Origin of the sequence: Endozoicomonas sp. GU-1 (assembly GCF_027366395.1) — a bacterium.
Taxonomy (GTDB): Bacteria; Pseudomonadota; Gammaproteobacteria; order Pseudomonadales; family Endozoicomonadaceae; genus Endozoicomonas.
Genome location: NZ_CP114771.1, coordinates 5,129,993 through 5,148,839, shown reverse-complemented (window position 1 = coordinate 5,148,839; position 18,847 = coordinate 5,129,993). Strand labels below are relative to the sequence as shown.

10 protein-coding genes are annotated in these 18,847 nt (G+C 47.4%); 8 read left to right on the top strand and 2 right to left on the bottom strand.

Translation table 11 applies throughout. The features are described from left to right. Positions 1–304 precede the first annotated feature (304 nt). From O3276_RS21480 to O3276_RS21450, 7 genes are read left to right on the top strand one after another with little or no spacing between them, the layout of a single operon-like run. Entirely contained in the window at positions 305–1,117 is an 813-nt protein-coding gene (locus O3276_RS21480; RefSeq protein WP_269673141.1) for a BrxA family protein, read from the top strand. Next, a complete protein-coding gene (locus O3276_RS21475) occupies positions 1,101–1,649 on the top strand; it encodes a BREX protein BrxB domain-containing protein (protein ID WP_269673140.1) in 549 nt (182 codons plus the stop codon). Before O3276_RS21480 ends, O3276_RS21475 begins: the two co-directional genes overlap by 17 nt. A 24-nt stretch (positions 1,650–1,673) precedes the next feature. Beyond that, positions 1,674–5,330, top strand: a complete 3,657-nt coding sequence (gene brxC / locus O3276_RS21470; RefSeq protein WP_269673139.1) for a BREX system P-loop protein BrxC — start codon at positions 1,674–1,676, stop codon at positions 5,328–5,330. Positions 5,331–5,334: 4 nt separating this feature from the next. After that, positions 5,335–9,033, top strand: coding sequence for a BREX-1 system adenine-specific DNA-methyltransferase PglX (pglX, locus tag O3276_RS21465; protein ID WP_269673138.1), 3,699 nt, complete (start codon positions 5,335–5,337; stop codon positions 9,031–9,033). 12 nt (positions 9,034–9,045) lie between these two features. Next, a complete protein-coding gene (locus O3276_RS21460) occupies positions 9,046–11,313 on the top strand; it encodes a PglZ domain-containing protein (RefSeq protein WP_269673137.1) in 2,268 nt (755 codons plus the stop codon). Between the two features lie 34 nt (positions 11,314–11,347). Then, a complete protein-coding gene (gene brxL / locus O3276_RS21455; protein WP_269673136.1) occupies positions 11,348–13,399 on the top strand; it encodes a protease Lon-related BREX system protein BrxL in 2,052 nt (683 codons plus the stop codon). 50 nt (positions 13,400–13,449) lie between these two features. Then, a complete protein-coding gene (locus O3276_RS21450; RefSeq protein WP_269673135.1) occupies positions 13,450–13,608 on the top strand; it encodes a hypothetical protein in 159 nt (52 codons plus the stop codon). Positions 13,609–13,776: 168 nt separating this feature from the next. On the opposite strand, the gene O3276_RS21445 is transcribed toward O3276_RS21450, so the two are convergent. Then, positions 13,777–14,223 (bottom strand): RDD family protein, encoded by a 447-nt coding sequence (locus tag O3276_RS21445; protein WP_269673134.1) that lies wholly within the window; start codon positions 14,221–14,223, stop codon positions 13,777–13,779. Positions 14,224–15,024: 801 nt separating this feature from the next. On the opposite strand from O3276_RS21445, the gene ydiJ reads away from it, so the two are divergent. Next, entirely contained in the window at positions 15,025–18,087 is a 3,063-nt protein-coding gene (ydiJ, locus tag O3276_RS21440; RefSeq protein ID WP_269673133.1) for a D-2-hydroxyglutarate dehydrogenase YdiJ, read from the top strand. 152 nt (positions 18,088–18,239) lie between these two features. Here ydiJ and O3276_RS21435 read toward each other — a convergent pair whose 3' ends face one another. Beyond that, the gene (locus O3276_RS21435; protein WP_442876543.1) at positions 18,240–18,668 is read right to left on the bottom strand and encodes a molecular chaperone TorD family protein; all 429 of its coding nucleotides are present in this window, start codon (positions 18,666–18,668) and stop codon (positions 18,240–18,242) included. Between the last annotated feature and the right edge of the window lie 179 nt (positions 18,669–18,847).

Here is an 18,847-nt window from a genome sequence, read left to right as displayed (position 1 = left end):
ATCCGGAAAAATCCAGGATTTTTGGACTCTTTTTCCAAGCTTTACCTGCGTGCAGACCAAAAAGTGATTTATTTGGTTACCTCTTCGAAAATACACGACTACCACCAATCACCTCACAAGCGTACAATAACCAGTTACCTCAAAATCCTCCTCTGAGCTATCTGGTCCCATGCTCCCCGGCGTCAATAAAAGACAATGGTAACAACCACGGGCGGTAGCGTCTCTGAAATGCAGAAATCTCGAGAGGAGATAGCCCCTGGACAAATACATCGAACAGCGTTCACCGAATCTGCGAGGATAAAGATTGGCAAACACTGAGTCCCTCCAACCAGACGAGCTGCCAGGTAATGTCTACAACACCACGATCAAAGATATAGCAGGCCTGAAGGATTACCGGCAAATCTTCAATATCGTGAATGTGCATTTTGCCCAGCCTGACTCCACAGAATCCCGGATCACCGATGACAATGAATTCGATATCCGCACCATCAAAACCCGGTCAAAGGTCAACTGGGCCATCCAGAAAACGGTTTTACACTTCATCAACGCAGACCACGAAGCATTAGCCAGCAGCGTATTCCAGGAACATATCCCCGATCAGGACAGAAAGTTCGCCTTTTTCTGGCATCTTTGCCTGAACAACCGACTGTTTAGAGAGATCACCACCCGGGTATTTGTAAAAACCTATTTCTCAGGGCGTGCGCAAATATCCCAGGAAGACATCATTGCCTTCGTTAAAGATATTTCCGATAAAAACGATCCCTCAAAACCCAGCTGGTCTGAAGATACCCTTTACCGGGTTGCCACCAAGTACCTGAGCTTGATGACCAAGTTTGATTTTGTCACCTCAGGCCGAACCAAAACCTTTAACCATATTCGCCCCTCATCCGAGGCGCTGACCCTGTTTCTCTATTTCGCCAGATTGTACCAACCCGCAGTGGCCAACATTCTGAAAAGCCGTTTGCTGCCCACCTGTTTTATCACGGCTGAAGATATTCAAAGCCGGTTAAAAAAGCTCTCCATACAGGGCTTTTTTCATATGAGTTTCAACGGGGTGGAATTAAACGTTGAGTTAACACACAGCTATAAGGAAGTATGCGATGTCCTATACCGCTGATCATAAACAGAAGTTTACTGATCTGAACCATCATCTTGCCCACCAGGATCAACTCCGCCGAAAAGCCAATGGTGGAAACAGTATTCTGTTCTCTTACCCTCCTGAGGATGAAATGCTGTATATCCGGCAGGCTCGGGAAGTTTATGGAGAAACGGCAGAGTTTATCGATATCAGCCGGTTACTGGTTCAATTTATTGATGAAGACGACTGGTCATCGTTTGCTGAGTACTACAACGATTTTGCCAACACCCCGCACCAGGTATTCAAATCTGATAATGATACCCCGGATCTGTTTGATCTGATTATCGACGCGATAAAAGAGACCAGCTCCCGAGGCAAAATCCCGTTTCTTATTCGCAGTGGCTGTCTGTACGGAACCGGTATAGAAAACGTCAATATCATGGAACACAGGGATGTAATGGGTCTTAAGCAACCGCTGGTTATTTTTTACCCCTCCACCATCACCGGTGAAAACCTCCAGTTTCTGAACTTCAAACCCGCCTCCCAATATCGCTGTGTATTAGTGAACTAAGGGCCAATTAATCAGGGATAAGTTATGACAGCCATTCAAGATATTCTGAAGATCGACCTGCAAGAAGACATTAAAAACGTAATTGACCTTGAAGATCGTTCTGAAATCGAAATCAAACAGGAAATTGAATCGTACATCGTTACGGAAGGCATTAGTGAACATCTGGATGAGTTTCTGGGTCAGTTCACCTCGAACATCAAAGAAACCGGTGTCTGGCTATCGGGTTTTTACGGTTCCGGTAAGTCTTATTTTGGTAAAATGCTCTGCCATATCATCGGCAACCCGATGATTGCAGGCACACCGGCCAGAGATCGATTTATTTCCCGTATTCAGGGTGTTAACAATGAAGCCCTGCTGGAAAGCACCATCCGCAAACTGGATAGTATTAACAGCCGCGTTATCTCTCTGGATGTTGCCAAGCAGAACACTGAGAAAGGTCTGGCCTTTACTTTGTTTGCCAATTTCTTGAAGCATCTGGGTCTGCGTAATGATATATACGGTTATATGGAGTTCGATCTTCTTCTTGAAGGTAACTACGACGAATTCAAAACGGTTGTAGAACGCATCGAATCCACAGAGTGGGATGACCTGAAAAAGAACAACCGGCTGGTTGCCAGAGCGATGCGTAAGGCCTTTATTGACATGGGCCATAGCGAAAAAGACTACGAAGACACCAGAAACGTTTACAGCGCTAATATCGAAAATTTTGATGCCACAACATTAAAAGCGGAGCTGGAAAAATACCTCGCGAAAAACACCGATGAAACCCTGGTATTTGTCTTCGACGAAGCCAGCGAAGCCATCAAACAGCAGAAGTTCACCTTGCTGGACCTGGAAGGCATCAGTGAATCTTTATCCAGCATTAACAGCAAAGTCTGGACCATCGCCATTGCCCAGGAAAAACTGGATGATGTTATTAACAACGCCAACGTCAACCGCAGCCAGTTAACCAAAGTTACCGACCGCTTTAAAACCAAAATCCATCTGGAATCCACCGATGTCGATGTGATTATCCGTACCCGTCTATTGGAAAAAACCGGGTCGGCGCACAATGATCTGCTGGATTATTACAGCAAAAACGAAGCGGCCATCACTGACAGCACTAACCTGAAGTCTGGTTTCCCGACCAAAACCACTTCAGCGGAAGAATTTGCTACCTACTACCCATTCCATAAATATCAGTTTGATATTCTGCAGAAATTCCTGTTCAGCTCCAATGCGCTGGTCGCCACCCAGATTGCCGCCCGTGGGATGATCATTACCACCTTCGATGTGCTGCGTAAACAGATGCGTGAACAGACGCTGTACAACTTTACACCAGGCTTTGCCATTTGCACCGAGGCACAGACCGCACCACCGGTTGATTTGGTCAATAAATACGACAGCGCTCGCAAAGTTCTCAAAGAGAGCGACAGCTCCATCGATGGTGAAAAGCTGCTGAAAACCATCCACCTGCTGGCGGATTCTGAGGTGGTCTCCCCCACGGTAGAAAACATTACCAAAAGCTACATTACCGATATTGCCATTTACTACGGGGTAAAACCCAATATCGAAGCCGCCTTAACCCTGCTGGTTGAGGCCAAAGTACTGCTGCTCTCCAACCACAACTACAAAATCACGTCCGATCTTGAAGGCAAAATGCTGGAGGAGATGAAAGACTTTGACGTTGAGCTGTTTACTAAAAAGCGTGAGCTGGTCAAGTACATCAAGGATTACAAAATATTCAACAGCGTTGCGTCCTACAGCGATGCCGGTGACAGCTTCAAGTTCAGTATCACTTCCGATCAGGATGATGAATTAACCGGTTCCGCAGGCAGTAAACATCTGAAACTGGTTGCCTACAGCCTGTTTAATATCAATGAAGACCGTCAGGATTTTATTGAACAGATCAAGCTGGATACCCAGTATGAAAAAGGTCAAATCACCCTGATTCCCGACACCACCAGATTTGCCGATATCGACAAACTGCTCGGCGACATCATGCGCTTCGGCTACATGGAAGAAAAGTACGCTGCTGAAAAGGATCAGGCCAAACGTCAGATCATCCGGGAATTTGAAACCATTCGGAAGGATAAGCAAAACACCCTGGAGGACCTGATTCAGAGCGCCTATCAAAACGCCACTCTGGTTTACCTGTTTGATGACCACCTGCTGGATGAAAACAGCTTTAAAGGCACCATCGCAGACAATCAGCGCAAAATGGTCAAAAACCTCTACACCAAACGGGTATCCAGCCAGCTGAATGATGCTCTGGTACCGAAAATTTTCAGCGCCGACAAGGAAAGCCTTAGCAAGCTGTTCAGTGCTGCTGATTTCAAATTTTTCGATGGCCACGGTAACTTTATTGGCGATCATCTGCGCATCGTCGAAGAGATCAACGAAAAAATTAAATCCCGCTATGTGGATGGTAAATCCCTGGAGTCGGCGTTAAACGGCAAGCCCTGGGGTTATCAGTACGGCACCATTGTCGTTACACTAGCGGTACTGTTCCGGGCAGGCCGTCTGGCAGTGAAACATGGTGGCAATGATCCTTATTTCTCCCATGATCAGAAAGAGGTACATAACGCCTTTACCAATGCCACCAAGTTCAAGTCGGCCTCCTTTAAATCCATTACTGCGGCATTAACTTCCAGCCAGAAGGACAATGCCGTTCAGCTGCTGATGAACCTGGAAGTCGCTGACCATATCGGTCGGAAAGTTGACTGGAATACCAACGACTTTGATCTGGCCGACAGCATCCAGCAAATGGCGCAACACTTTATTGATGCCATTGGCACACTCAATAATAGCGTTGATCAATTCGAGAACCTGTTCCCGAAAGTGGCCGAACTGAAATTAGTGCTGCAACCCTTTACCGGCAAAACCACCGAAAGCAATTACATCGAAAAAGTGGAGTACTTGCTCAACAACAGCGATAACTTCTCCAATGCCATTCAGGCCATTTTGAAAGCCCAGGGCTTTATCAAGAAAAACTTCCGCAAGGTGGAAGCGTTCAAACGGTTTATTGAGGATGTGCGCAGTGAGCTGCGTAAGGCAGACCGCAAAGACACCACCATTGCAGAGGCCCATGAAGAGTTTGACCGGTTATTCAAAGCGGATATGGTCAAAAACTTTGGCAAACTGCAAGACGAAGTACAAACCGTTAAAGACGGTTACTTCAAACTGGTAAAAAGTGCGGCTGCGACCATGAGCCAGCAATACCAGCAGCTCAATGGCAAAATTGATAAAGCCCTGCGGGAGTTAAAGGCGAACTATCCGACAGAGCCAAACAAACATAATCTGCAAAAGCTGGAAACCCTGCAAAGTTATGCCACCAACCGGATCGTTAAAGAACCGGCGCTGGATTACAACATTGCCTGTTCCAACTGTAAATTCTCTCTGTCTGAGATGCTCAACTACACCGTTCAGGCTCCGCTGAAGGAGAATGAACTGTTTATGCTTGAGAACAGTTTTATCAAAGATGAGCCTGCACCGCCTGTCACCGGTGGTAGTGCAATAGAAGGCACCACCGAAACCGGTACAACTCCAGCCACACCGGCCAAACCGAGAAAAGTGGCTGTGCCGCTTGCCAACGGAGTCATGACCGTGGGCGCATACCGGGCGCTACTGGCCAATCAGTTGACCGCCCTGGCCTCCGCCAAACCCGAAGACGAAATTGAAATTGCCGTAGAAGGTTTTTAATCCCATGAAATTAGCCGATCACGTTGACAGCCTGCGGGAGCTGATTGAGGGTGCCTTCGATAAGCAGTTTGCCCGTCTTGGTTTTGGCAAAACCAAACAGACCGCCGAAGACAAGCTGCCCGAAGAAGTGCGGGCAAAACGGGAACGGTTTAACCTGATGCTGGCCAGCCATGAGGCGGAAACCGGCAGTTGCCAGGCCGGTCGGGAAAAGCTGATTGATGAACTGACCTTTACCCTGTTTAACCGACTGGCTGCCATTAAAGTGATGGAGGCTGCCAGCCTGTTCCGCCCGATCCTGACCAAACAGATGGAGCACGGTAATCGCTCCTTTGGTCATAAAGCCTGGCTGGAAGACTATCCCCATATGCGGGACGAAGAGCTGGAAGGGATTCGGGACTATATCATATACGCCTTTAATGAACTGGGGCAGACCTTGCCCCTGTACAGTAAAGAGTACCCCTATGCTTTATTGCCAGATCCGATCAGCCTGAATGAGATTATTGATCGGTTTAATGCAATACAGCAGGATGCCCAGGTGGGCAGCGATATCTGGCTCAGTGATGATGTGCTGGGCTGGATGTACGAAAGCTACAACAACCAGAAGAAAAAGGCCCATAAAGACAGCAAGGCGAAAACCGAGTATGACAAGGTTTCCCTGCAGTCCCAGGTCTATACCCCACGGTGGGTGGTTGAGTTTCTGGTGCAGAACTCTCTGGGTAAGTTGTATCTGGAAATGTATCCCGACTCTGAAATAAAGAAGGCGTATAAAATTGCTAATGCGCCGGAAACCCGAATTCGGGAGCGCAAGCCACTTCATGAAGTAAAAATCATTGATCCGGCCTGTGGCTCGGGTAACTTCCTGCTTTATGCTTTCGATTTTTATTATGCGCTCTATCAGGATCAGATCGATAACTACGGTGCAGACTACGAAGAGAAAGATATTCCCAGGCTGATTATTGAGAACAACTTGCACGGTATTGATTTGGATGATCGGGCTGTGCAGTTGGCGCAGTTGGGGCTTTATATTAAGGCTCGGAAGAAGCGTCGTACCATTGGTGAGCTGAGTTTTAAAGTAGTCTCTTCTGACTTCTACCTACCTAACTTCAATGAAGTGCGTACTATTTTTGAAGATGGCTCCACATTACAACCAAAGCAAAAAGAGCTGATTGAAAAAGTCTGGAGTGATTTGCGGTATGCCTATAAGTTTGGTTCGCTGATTCATATTGATGAACTATTGAAGCAGGAGCTGCAAGAACTAGAAGAAAAGGCTGAAGGGGATTTGTTTGGCGCGGCTGATGTTGAAGAGCACAAAGACTTTGCATCGGCTTTCTTTACCAATTTGAGCAAAGCCGTGGAGAAGTTTGCTAAAACTGGGGCTAATACATTTCTAACTAGCAAAACTCGGGATGCGATTACTTTCCTTGAATTGTTGACTACTGAGTATGATATTGCTGCGGCTAACCCTCCTTATACCGATAGCGCAGATTTTGGTCATGAGCTCAAGATATTTATTGAGAATAATTATAAAAAACCGTACAAATTTCACACAAACCTATACGCTACCTTTATCAAACGATGTTGTGAACTAACAAGCTTAGATGGCAAAGTCGCAATGGTTCACCCTCCAACATTTATGTATATAAAATCATTTATAGATGTCCGAAAGTACATAATCGAAAACACAGGGATTGATATATTTATTGAGTGGGGCTATTTAGGTATGTTTCACTCTTCAGCTCGCGTAGATTCAGCGATGTATGTACTAGACAGATGCAATTCTAATAATGATGCATCATTTATAAAATTAAACAATGTTTACGAAGGAAAGCGCTATGAAGCCTTTGTTGATTCTTATACTGCCTTAATAAACGGAATTGAGCATAAAAATAACTATTCCTTGCATCAAAACAGGTTAAAGAAAATAAAAACTTGGCCATTTATCTACTGGATCTCTGATGAGTTTCGAGAAAAATTTGGGACAAAAGGATTTGGTGAATATTTTAATGCTGGTGGTGGATTGACATCTGCAAACAATGATAGATTTCTTAGGTTTTGGTGGGAGGTTGATCGATCCAGCTTATCTAAAAAGGTTGATGATGCTCGAAAGTGGCGTAACTATGTGAAAGGTGGTCCATTTAATCGCTGGTATGGCAACATATGGACGATCGTAAACTGGGAAGATAATGGATATGAGATAAGGACTTTCACTGATGTTAATGGCAAACCACGAGCTACATTGCGAAGTGAAAAGTTTTATTTTAAAGAAGGGATAACCTTTGCAAAATCTGGCTCTAAAGGTGCATCATTTAGATATATGCCAGAAAACACAATAATAGATAGTGGCAGCCCTGGGATCTATTCAAACATATATGACAACTTAAATTATGCAATTGCTTTTTTGAATTCAAAATTAGCATTCTATATCCTGAGCTGCTTAAACCCCACCGTATCAACTCAAGTAGGTGATGTTGAAAGAATTCCATTTGTCATCCCTCCTAAAAAGTTAGAATCAAAAGTCCAGTTAATTTCAAGAAGGTGTATAGATATAAAGAAACATCTTTGTAAATTTTCTTTGTTTGAGCAGTTGTTTGAGAAATCACCACTTTTAACTTTTCAACAATCTGAATTTAAAACCAGAATCAAAGGGTTTCTAAATCATGAAAACTATTTTTCTACTCAGATTCTGATTAACGAGGCTTTAATTAACGAAATAATCTTTAAAATTTACAATTTGACTGAACATGATGAGACGATGGTGATTGAAAAAGAAGGCCCTTGTGTCGGTTCATTACCAATAAATAGTGAAGCCCGCGACGCATTCATGACTGAATTAGATGCATCGAATATATTTTCTTTACATTTAATTGCTGATTATTTAGAAAAGTTGCCAGTCAAAGATTTCGAGGAAGAAGAACGTGCAAGTATAGAAAATCGTTTTTCTACACTCTATCAGAGCAATAACAACTTTGAAGAGTTCTGCATTCGTTATCAAGTCAATCCAATTAATATTTGGTACTGGTTCAAACAGATTAGCACCATTCCAAAACAGCGCATGAACATTCTATCCATGGAATTTCTTGCCGATATGATTCGTGAGATTCTGATGAAAGATGAGGATGGCATAATACCATTGGTTCCCAACGCTGGGGAGAAAGTGCTGTTAGACCGTATCGAAGAAACATTCCAGGAAAAAAGTTTTACCTCTGCACAGTATTCCAGTTTTGATTCTGTATTAGGCCGACCAATAAATGACTACATAAATAAATATTTCTTCGAGGAACTGACTGAGCATCTCAATTTGTTCCAATATTTGCCAAAAACTCCCTTTATCTGGCACCTAACCAGCGGCCCAGAACAAGGCTTTGACTGCTACATCATTATCTACAAATGGAACCGCGATAAGCTGATGCGCCTGCGCTCGGTCTATATCGAAAACCGTGAACGCGCTTTGGCAAACCGTCAGAGCGATCTGTCTGATAACGAAAGCGCCGAAGCCCAGAATGAGAAGGCCCGCATCTTCAAACAGCTAAAAGAGATCGACACCTTTAAGAAAAAGATCGATGAGTTGCTGGCGGAAGGTTACAACCCCATTCTCGACGATGGTGTGGGTAAAAATATTGCACCGCTGCAACAGAAAAAGATGCTGGCTTACGATGTGCTCAATGCCAGTCAGCTGAAAAAATACCTGAACGCCGACTGGTAAGGATGCCCGACAATGATTGATTCCTGGTTTAACGACGATGTACAGCGCATTCTGGCACATCACCCGGTGGCGGTATTTATTGATGCCAGTGGTGATGCGGAGTTTCTGCTGAACACCCTGCCGGACCATTGCATAATCCATAAGACCGGCAGTGATCTGGAAGAGCTTGAGGCCAAATACCGTATTGAAAAGGCGCTGCAGGCAGAGCCTGATTCCGGCCAGAAGTTTCTGGTCTATACCCAGCGAACCAAAGATGATTTGAAATTTGTGCGGGAATACTGCGAAACCCACGGTGTGATCGAAATCCGATATTTGCAGAATTACATCAAGGATAAGGTGCATCAGACGCTGAATCTGAATATCAACCTGCCCCAGAGCGAGTTGGTGGCTGCCGCGAAAGTCAGTGTGGGTAAAGATAAGTCTTACTGGTTTGACCTGAGCCATAAGGGCGTATCGGAGATTTTTGACCTGGAGAAGGAGCTGCTGCCCTTTGTTCATGCCCCGGATACCTTTGCCAGTAGCCATTACGATGCCCAGATACGGGAAACCTTCTATCGGCAGGTGAATGCCCTGCTGGGGCAGGAGTATATGGACAAGCCGCCGACAACACTGGCCAGTGAGGTGGTGAATGCCATGCTGGATGGCCTGGCCAGCAATGCTTGCGATAAAACCCTGTGGTCGGTGTATACCGGCTGGCTGGATTCCAACACCTACGCTTCATCGTTTCCTGACTATCTGCGCCGCTATTCAGCTCAAGGTGGCGCACTGAATGGTGTGGATATCTGGCATGTGCATCCGGATCATCCATTTCGGCAAGTGGATGAACAATGGCTGAAAGTCGTCGGAGAACAGCTGGCAAGTAATACTCTGGATAAACGTCTGCTGGATAAGTTGAAGCAGCGACATCACAGTAAGCAGGCTCAGGCCCTGGGTATCCGTTTTTGGGCGGACCTTCTTACGCTGTTGAATGTTGATTCAGGACTGATGAATAGCCTGGGTTCTTTAAGTGATTGTATTGACTATTACAAGGCAAACTTCAGTTCGCTGGATACCGCCATCCGCAACCTGTACACCGAGTTTCTGAATCAACCTGAGTTGCTGGAGCCGTTTCAGACCCGTTATAAAGAGCTGGTGACCATTTTTATGGATAAGTGGTTCCGGTACTTTGATCAGTATCAGGAAAACCAGACCGGTACCTTGCAGCGAATTATTGATCAGAATACTGGCAAGAAGATAGCGGTGATTGTTGGTGATGCAGTGGCTTATGAAGTTACTGAGCAGATTGCTTTACAGGTTAAGGGTCAGTTTAAGCTGACCCGGGATGCTATCCTGGCGGATTACCCCTCTGAAACTGAAAACAATATGAGCCATATCTATATGGACAACGGCAGTATTGTCGCTGTGCAGGGGCAGCGGGAAAAATATCTGACAGAGCAGAATGCCGGGAACACCACCATCGATTACCTGAGGCTTGATGAAGTGAATGATCAGGCCCGAGCAGGTCAGGTGTTGATTTGCACTTATAAGGACATTGATGACCTGGGAGATAAGATCGACCATAAGGCACTGAAATTTTTCCCAGGTGCTATCGCTTTTGTTGCCGAGAAAGTATCGCAATTGCTGAACAGTGGTTATAACAAAGTCTATCTGATCAGTGACCATGGCTTTGTATTAACGGGTATGCTCAGTGAAGCGGATAAGATTGTCGTTAAGCCCACGGGTGAACACTATATTGATGAACGATTTGTCAGAACAGCTGTGCAACAGCCTGACCTGACCTCTCAGTTTATTGAAAGGACCAGAGATTATAACGAGTTCAGCTATTTGTACTTTGCCCAGACCATGAACCCGTTCAAGACGCCTGGTACTTATGGGTTTTCTCATGGGGGGCTGGCACCACAGGAGTTGATCACCCCTTACTTCTGCTGGGAGAAGGAAGCTGATGATATCGGGGAGCTGGCAGTATCCATCGCTAACAAGAGTGACCTGAGCGGCGTGGCGGGAGACTATTATCAGATTAAACTTGAGCCTGAAGCGGCTGAAGATAATCTGTTCACCGGTGAACGTAAGGTAGTGATGGTCTTTTTTGCGGGTAAACAGCAAGTCAATACCAGCGATATTATTACTATCAGGAACGATGATAGTGCCGTGGTGAAAGAATACAGTTTCTCTGGCTATGATGAGATCGAAGTACAGTTATTAGATGCCAGCACAAAACAGCATCTTGACCGGGCGACCGTTAAGCGAAATAACGACCGGGATTTAGGCGGGTTACTATGACGCCAGCGGGAGGATTTGAATTGAGGAATGGGCAATGGCCGTGCTGAATGAGTTGGACTTTAAGCTGCTGGAACATTTCCGGGGCTACGTGGTGAAAAAAGACCTGGTGCGGCTGGTGAAGGTAGGTGCTAACGTGCCTGTCTTCGTGCTTGAGTATCTGATCGCCAACTCCTGCTCTACCGATGATGAAGAGAAAATTCGGGAAGGCATGGAAAATGTAAAGCGCATTCTCAGTGAGCACTATGTGAACCCGGAAGAGAGCGCCCTGATTCATTCCAAGATTCGGGAGAAAGGGCGTTACAAGATTATCGATAAAATTTCGGTGGAGCTGGATTCCAAAAAGGATATCTACTGGGCCAAACTCCAGAACAGTAATATCACCCACGGCAATATTCGTGACGGGCTGGTGAAAGAGCACGAAAAGATGCTGATGGGCGGTATCTGGGCCATTATCGATGTGGAGTATGATCCGGATATCCGGATTGGCCAGCATATCTATCCGTTTGTGGTCACCAGCATCAAACCGATTCAGCTCTCTTCTTTTGATAACAGCAAGATTATCAATAAGCGCAAGGCGTTCAGCAAAAGTGAATGGCTGGATATTTTGCTGCGCAGCTGTGGTTATGAACCCAGTGCTGAAGGGGTCAATGACCGGATCAAGATGCTGCTGCTGGCCCGCTTGCTGCCCATGGTGGAAAGTAATTTTAACTTTATTGAGCTGGGGCCGCGTTCAACGGGTAAGTCGTTTGTCTTTAAAGAGCTGACACCTTATGCGGTGTTGATTTCCGGTGGCCAGGGGACGGTGGCCAAGCTGTTTGTCCATGGTTCTACCGGCAAGGTGGGGGCTGTGGGCCAGTGGGATGCCATCTGTTTTGATGAGGCGACGGATAAAATCTTTAAAGACAAAGATGCCGTGCCACTGATGAAAGACTATATGGAGTCTGGCTCGTTCTCCCGGGCCGGTGCCGGTGGTGAGATTACCGGTGTGGCTTCCATTATTCTGAACGGTAACATTAACCAGCCGGTTGAGACGGTGCTGCAGACTTCCCATCTATTCAGTCCGCTGTCGGCTGAGGTGAGTAACGATACGGCGTTTCTGGATCGCCTGCACTTTTATCTGCCAGGCTGGGAGATGATCAAGTTTGCGCCGCAGCACTTTACGGCGAACTTTGGTTTCAGTACGGATTACTTTTCGGAAGCATTGAAATCGTTCCGGCGGGTGACGTATACCGATGCGCTGGAAAACTTTTACTCGCTTGGTTCACACCTGAAGCAGCGTGATACCAAACCGGTTAAGAAGACGGTTTCCGGTTTTATCAAGCTGTTGCATCCGGATGGTGAGTACACCAAGGACGATGTTCGGGAGTACCTGGAAATAGCCCTGGAAATGCGTCGCCGGGTCAAGGAGCAGTTAAAGCGCATTGGCGGTATGGAGTTCTGGGATACCAACTTCTCCTATATCGACAAGGAAACTCAGGAAGAGCATTTTGTTGGCCTGCCGGAAGAGAAAGGCTCGCATCTGATTGAAAATACGCCGCTGCCGCCGGGTGTCTGTTATACCAGTACCAGTGATGGTGATAATGTGGCACTGGTGCGGATTGAAGCGGTTGCGGTTTCCGGCTCTGGCAAGCTGAACATTACCGGTGTTAGCAGCAACAGTGTTAAGGAGAATGTGAAGAACACCTACCAGTATATTAAGGCCAATGAGAAGACGATTCTGAGTGAGCAGCATTCGCTGAAGAATTACGATATCACCATTCAGGTTACTAATATGCTGGGTTCTTCTGTTTCATCTGGTATTGGTTCTGCGGTGTATATTGCGATTGTCTCGGCGCTCTACAAGAAAAACCTCAAGGCTGGGCTTGCAGTGTTGGGGAATATCTCGGTGGGTGGTGCTATTGAGCGGGCCATTAACTTTGCGGATAAGCTGACCATGTTGTCTGAGAACGGGGCCAAGTCGGTGGTGGTGCCTATGGATAACCTGGTGGAGCTGGCTAATATCCCTGCCACTGTTTTGGGCAACACTGATGTTCCTTTTTATCAGAATAATCAGATGTTGATGCAGAAGGCGATTTTGTTGGATTGAATGGCTTGATGCTACGCTGTGCCCATTTGACACAGCGTTGATTTTCTCTGTTGGAAATTCAAAATGATATGATGAACTCAATTGCGCCCAATGAGACTGCCACTATGGTAAATCCTACTGATGATGAGATTGAAATTGAGAATCAGGAAGAGCTTGAACTCAATGCTCGCCCTCATCAGATGGGTACTAATACTGAGGTACGTAAGTAGTTAACCAAATGAAATCGTATTTTCTGGCTAAGTGATCAGTCACTCTGCGGCGTTCCAACTCCGGTCACATAGCTACGGCTATGCTCCCTGCGTTGTGCCTTGCATAGTAACTGACCACTTAGCCAGAAAATACAATTCCATTTGGCCAACTACTTACCTTTTATTTCTTCATCTAAATTGAACCGGCTCTTTTGATGTATCGCGAATAATAACAGTTCCTGCGAGCTTGTCGTGCCAACCCTGTTTTCGCTTGTCTATGCCGATCCAGATAAAGCCAAGCCCTAAAGGCAGCATGGCAGGAATGTAGGCAAAGTATCTGCCTATTGCCTGACCTGTGCTCATTTTTTTACCGGTTGTGGCATCAACCACTCGTAATCTGGTCGCCATTTTTCCGGGGGTTCCCATATAACGCAACCAGAACCAAATGGTTGCTGCAAATGGGACGACATATCCTAGCAATATATCCCAAAACCCATATATCAATTTATCGTCAACCCAGTACTCTTCACCATAGATAAAGGACAGCGGGATATATAAAACGATAAACATGACGATCATATCGATAATCATTGCACCAAAGCGAATCCAAAAACCTGCAAATTCTTTATTGTCCATATAGTTCTCACTCAAAAAAATGACTAATGATGGTGTGACAGACATTTATATAGGTAGGTGACAACGCTTCCTTTGTCTCGTACACGCTACCGCCCGTAAGTTGTACCACTGTCTTTTATTGAGCGCGGGGAGCACCTGCCTCGCCAGCTCAGAAGTAACTTTTTATTAACAGTCACATTTTGTTAAGTAGCTGCCATTAAAATAACTGCACAATGGTGCAGAATATATAAATATTCTGCAACTGTACATGCTGCACTTAAGTAGTTGACCAAATGGAATCGTATATTTCTGGCTAAGTGGGCAGTTACTATGCAAGGCACAACGTAGGGAGCATAGCCGTAGCTATGTGACCGTAGTTGTAACGCCGCACGACTGCATGGATGCAGGAGCTAGAGCAACGCAGGAGCAGTTGCCGGGAGTGACTGTCCAATTAGTCAGAAAATACGATTTCATTTGGTTAACTACTTATACCGCAGGGACAAGGTGGTCGTCATTGTGCAGAAAACCTGGAAGAAAATGTCTGAGCAGGCTCAGCAGAAAGCATTGGGTTTGCCGTTTTCAGAACCTGACATGCAGGTTCTTCAGGAGGCATTGGCTTAGGAACGGTCATATTTCAATAAACGCTGCCCGCTTCCCGCCGCCCGAAAAAGACAGACCGCATGTGCTTGTGCTTTTTCGGGCATCGGGCAACGACTTTAGAAACCACAACATACCAGAGTAAATCACAAACCCGCCATCTTTTGTTCCCTACTTTTCCTGCTTTACGTACAATACCCCACGGGATTGATGGGGAGCAAAGCGGTGATCAGCAGGCTGGATCAAAAAACGACAAATACCTTATATAGTCACTTTGCCAGTGAACTGGCCTCGGCTGGCTTTAGCGGGGATATTGAACTGGGCTATGCCGACCGGACTGTTCTGGCAACAGACAATTCAATCTACCAGGTACTGCCAGAGGGCGTGCTCTACCCTCGCTCAACGGCAGACATCAGCAAGATTCTCACCCTGGCCAATAAGCCATCGTTCCATCAGATCGTCGTGTCTCCCCGTGGTGGTGGTACCGGCACCAATGGTCAGTCGCTGACGTCTGGTTTTATGGTGGACACCAGTCGTTATATGCACCGGGTGCTGGAGATCAACACCGAAGAGCGCTGGGCCAGGGTTCAATCCGGCGTGGTCAAGGACTACCTGAACGAGCTGGCGGCGAAAGAAGGCCTGTTCTTTGCCCCGGAACTCTCCACCAGCAACCGGGCAACCGTGGGCGGCATGGTGAATACCGATGCCAGTGGTCAGGGTTCCGTAGTGTATGGCAAAACCCGCCACCATGTACTTGAACTGACCTCAGTGCTTGCCGATGGCACGGTATGGAACTCCTCACCAGTCGATAACGATCAACTTGAGCAACTGTGTCAACGACGGGATCGTATTGGTGAGATTTATAACACCCTGAAAAAGACCCATCGCGAACATCAACAACAGGTGTCTGACGTATTCCCGCACCTGAATCGAAACCTGACCGGCTATGATCTGGCCAATATTGTCAATAAAGATAACCAGCATGACCTGAATGCCATTCTCTGCGGTTCCGAAGGAACCCTGGCTATCATCAGTGAAATCAAAGTTAATCTGCTGCCTATTCCCAAACACTCTGCCCTGGTGCTGGTTTTCTACAGAAGTTTCCAGGACTCGCTGCAGGATGCCCAGACACTGATGTCCGCCGTGCCAGATTCCATTGAAACCATCGATTCCCGTGTGCTTGGGCTGGCCAAGGCTGACAGTGTCTGGGAAAGCGTCAAAGGCTTCTTTCCCGGGCAGAGTGATGATATTGACGGCATCAACTTTGTCGAGTTTACCGGCGACAATGAAGCGGAGATTCAGCAGGGTATCGATCGCCTGAAAGCCGTACTTGAAGAACCGGTCAGTACCTGGCGAGCCGGTCACAGCGTAGTCAACGGCACTGGCAATGTTAAAAAAATATGGAACATGCGCAAGCAGGCTGTCGGGCTGCTGGGCAATATGAAAGGCGACGCACGACCTATACCCTTTGTGGAAGATGTGGCGGTTCCTCCGGAAAATCTCGCTGACTTTATTCAGGCGTTCCGGGCACTACTGGACAGTCACCACCTTTCCTATGGCATGTTCGGGCATGTGGATGCCGGTGTTCTCCATGTCCGCCCGGCCATTGATATGAAAGACCCGGAACAGGAGAAACTGGTCCGGTTAATCAGTGATGACGTGGCCGCCCTGGCCAGAAGTTATGGTGGTGTGCTCTGGGGTGAGCACGGTAAAGGGATCCGTTCGGAATACGCACCGGACTTCTTTGCCGAGCTCTACCCGGTGTTGCAGGAAATTAAAGGCGTATTTGATCCCTACAATCAGTTAAACCCCGGCAAGATTGCCACCCCCGCCACCGAACCGGTTCAGCTGCTGAAGATTGATGAAGTGCCCACCCGTGGCCAGCAGGACCGGGAAATTGAGCGCAATGCCTTTGCCGCGTTTACCAGCAGTTTGTACTGCAACGGCAATGGTGCCTGCTTTAATTACAACCCCAACAGCGCCATGTGCCCCACCTGGAAAGCCACCTATGACCGGACGCAATCCCCGAAAGGCCGCTCTGGCCTGGTGCGGGAGTGGCTGCGGTTACAAACCGCCGCTGGTGCCGACATAGCTGGCGAGAGCCATAAGATCCGTCAGGCGGGCCCACTCTACAACGGTGGTCAGAAACTGATAAACCTGGTGAACAAATGGCGAGGTGAAGAGGACTTCAGTCATCAGGTGTATGGCGCTCTGGATAATTGCATGAGCTGTAAGTCCTGTGCCGGACAGTGCCCGATTCAGGTCAATGTGCCCGACCTGCGCTCCCGTTACTTCGAACTTTACCACGGCCGCTACCCGAGACCGGTCAAACACCATGTGGCCGGTTTACTGGAGCCAATGCTGCCGGTACTCGCCAGGATCAAACCGGCTTACAATCTGGTTATGGGCTGGTCGGTGGCCAATACCCTTGCCAGCAAAACCATTGGTCTGCAGGATATTCCGGCGATTACCAGTTCATCGCCGGTTAACGACTGCTGTCGTGCTGGTGCGGCCATTGCCAACCGCACGTTGCTGGATGCCATCCCCGATAGTGAACGGGATAAAACCGTCATTATTATTCAGGACGCCTTTACCAGCTTCTTTGAAACACCGCTGCTGACCGACCTGGTTGAGCTGCTGATTCGTCTTGGCTACCGCCCATTGATTGCCCCTTATCGCCCCAATGGAAAAGTACTCCATGTCTATGGCTTCCTGGGTCGGTTTGAAAAAATCGCCAGAACCAATGGTGAGGAGCTGAAAGTACTGGCCGACAGTGGCATCAGCCTGGTGGGCATTGATGCGGCGGTTACCCTGACCTATCGGGATGAGTACCGGGAAGTGATGGGCGACAGGTCCCCGGAAGTACTGCTCCTGTCCGAATGGTTCGCCAAACAGTCAGAAACAATACGTCAGTTGCCATTAAGCCTTGCCTCCGCTGAGGCAGAAGACTTTGTGCTACTGGGCCACTGTACAGAAATCTCCAATGTCCCCGCAGCTCCTGCTCAATGGCAACAGCTATTCAGTGACCTGGGTCTTAAACTCACCTATAAAGCCACCGGCTGTTGTGGGATGGCGGGCATCTACGGCCATGAGACCCGTAATCAGGAAACCTCAAGAAAGCTCTACGACATGAGCTGGAAGGAGGTTGTGCAGAACCCTGAACACAGTGGCAGGCTGGTAGCTACCGGTTATTCCTGTCGCAGCCAGGTGAAACGTTATGGGGATGGCAAGATTCCACACCCGGTTCAGGCACTGCTGCAGGTGATGAAACAACAGGCTTTGAATTAGCCTTTTTGAACCACAAAGACACGAAGACACAAAGGAAGCCTTTTTTGTTTGCCGAGCGTAGCTCAGGCAAGCCCATAAAAAACTTTGTGTCTTTGTGCCTTTGTGGTTCCAGTGCTTGTGCGACAGCCCTCTTGTATTGCGGTAAAACAATCTTATCGATATAGCTGATGGGTTGCCGCCGTCACATCATAGGCTGCAGAGACTTCCTTCAGGAATTCATCAGCCACCACCGCCAGCGCACGGTAAAAGCCGCTCTCATCCGCCTCTGCCAGCAACTCCAGATAACGGCCAGACCATGGCAGCAGATGGGTGCCAAGCAATTCCACCACCGCATCGTCATTCTCCGTTTCCATAAAGTAAGCCATGGCCAGAATCATCAGGCCAAACTGATCTTCCGGCTCATTCAAATCGGTATCCAGTTCCACCTGGTTTGCCCGCAGAAACTGGCGATAGGCCTGCGCCGTTTCACCCAACAGCAAATTTTCCCGATCCAGATAAACCGATCCCCAGGGCGGCGCTGGCATGGAGCCCTGCCCCTCAAACAACAGGGAAAATTGATAAGTCAATTCCGCTATATCCACAGAACACAGCTGTGCAGCAGCTTCTTCAATAACAGAAGGATTCTGCCAGTCCAGCAGAGCAGGCAGCTCAGCCAGTTCGGCAATAACGCTACCGGCTTCTTCGGAGGTTGGAGAGTAATAAACAGGGTTCCCAGCATTCTGGGAAGAACAGCAATAGCAGACAACTCGGCACTTCCTGA

What these genes read in the sequence shown, in the direction of transcription:
- O3276_RS21475 (WP_269673140.1), top strand. Translation starts at nt 1,101, where the DNA reads ATGTCCTATACCGCTGATCATAAACAGAAGTTTACTGATCTGAACCAT.
- brxC (WP_269673139.1), top strand. Translation starts at nt 1,674, where the DNA reads ATGACAGCCATTCAAGATATTCTGAAGATCGACCTGCAAGAAGACATT.
- pglX (WP_269673138.1), top strand. Translation starts at nt 5,335, where the DNA reads ATGAAATTAGCCGATCACGTTGACAGCCTGCGGGAGCTGATTGAGGGT.
- O3276_RS21460 (WP_269673137.1), top strand. Translation starts at nt 9,046, where the DNA reads ATGATTGATTCCTGGTTTAACGACGATGTACAGCGCATTCTGGCACAT.
- brxL (WP_269673136.1), top strand. Translation starts at nt 11,348, where the DNA reads ATGGCCGTGCTGAATGAGTTGGACTTTAAGCTGCTGGAACATTTCCGG.
- O3276_RS21445 (WP_269673134.1), bottom strand. Translation starts at nt 14,223, where the DNA reads ATGGACAATAAAGAATTTGCAGGTTTTTGGATTCGCTTTGGTGCAATG.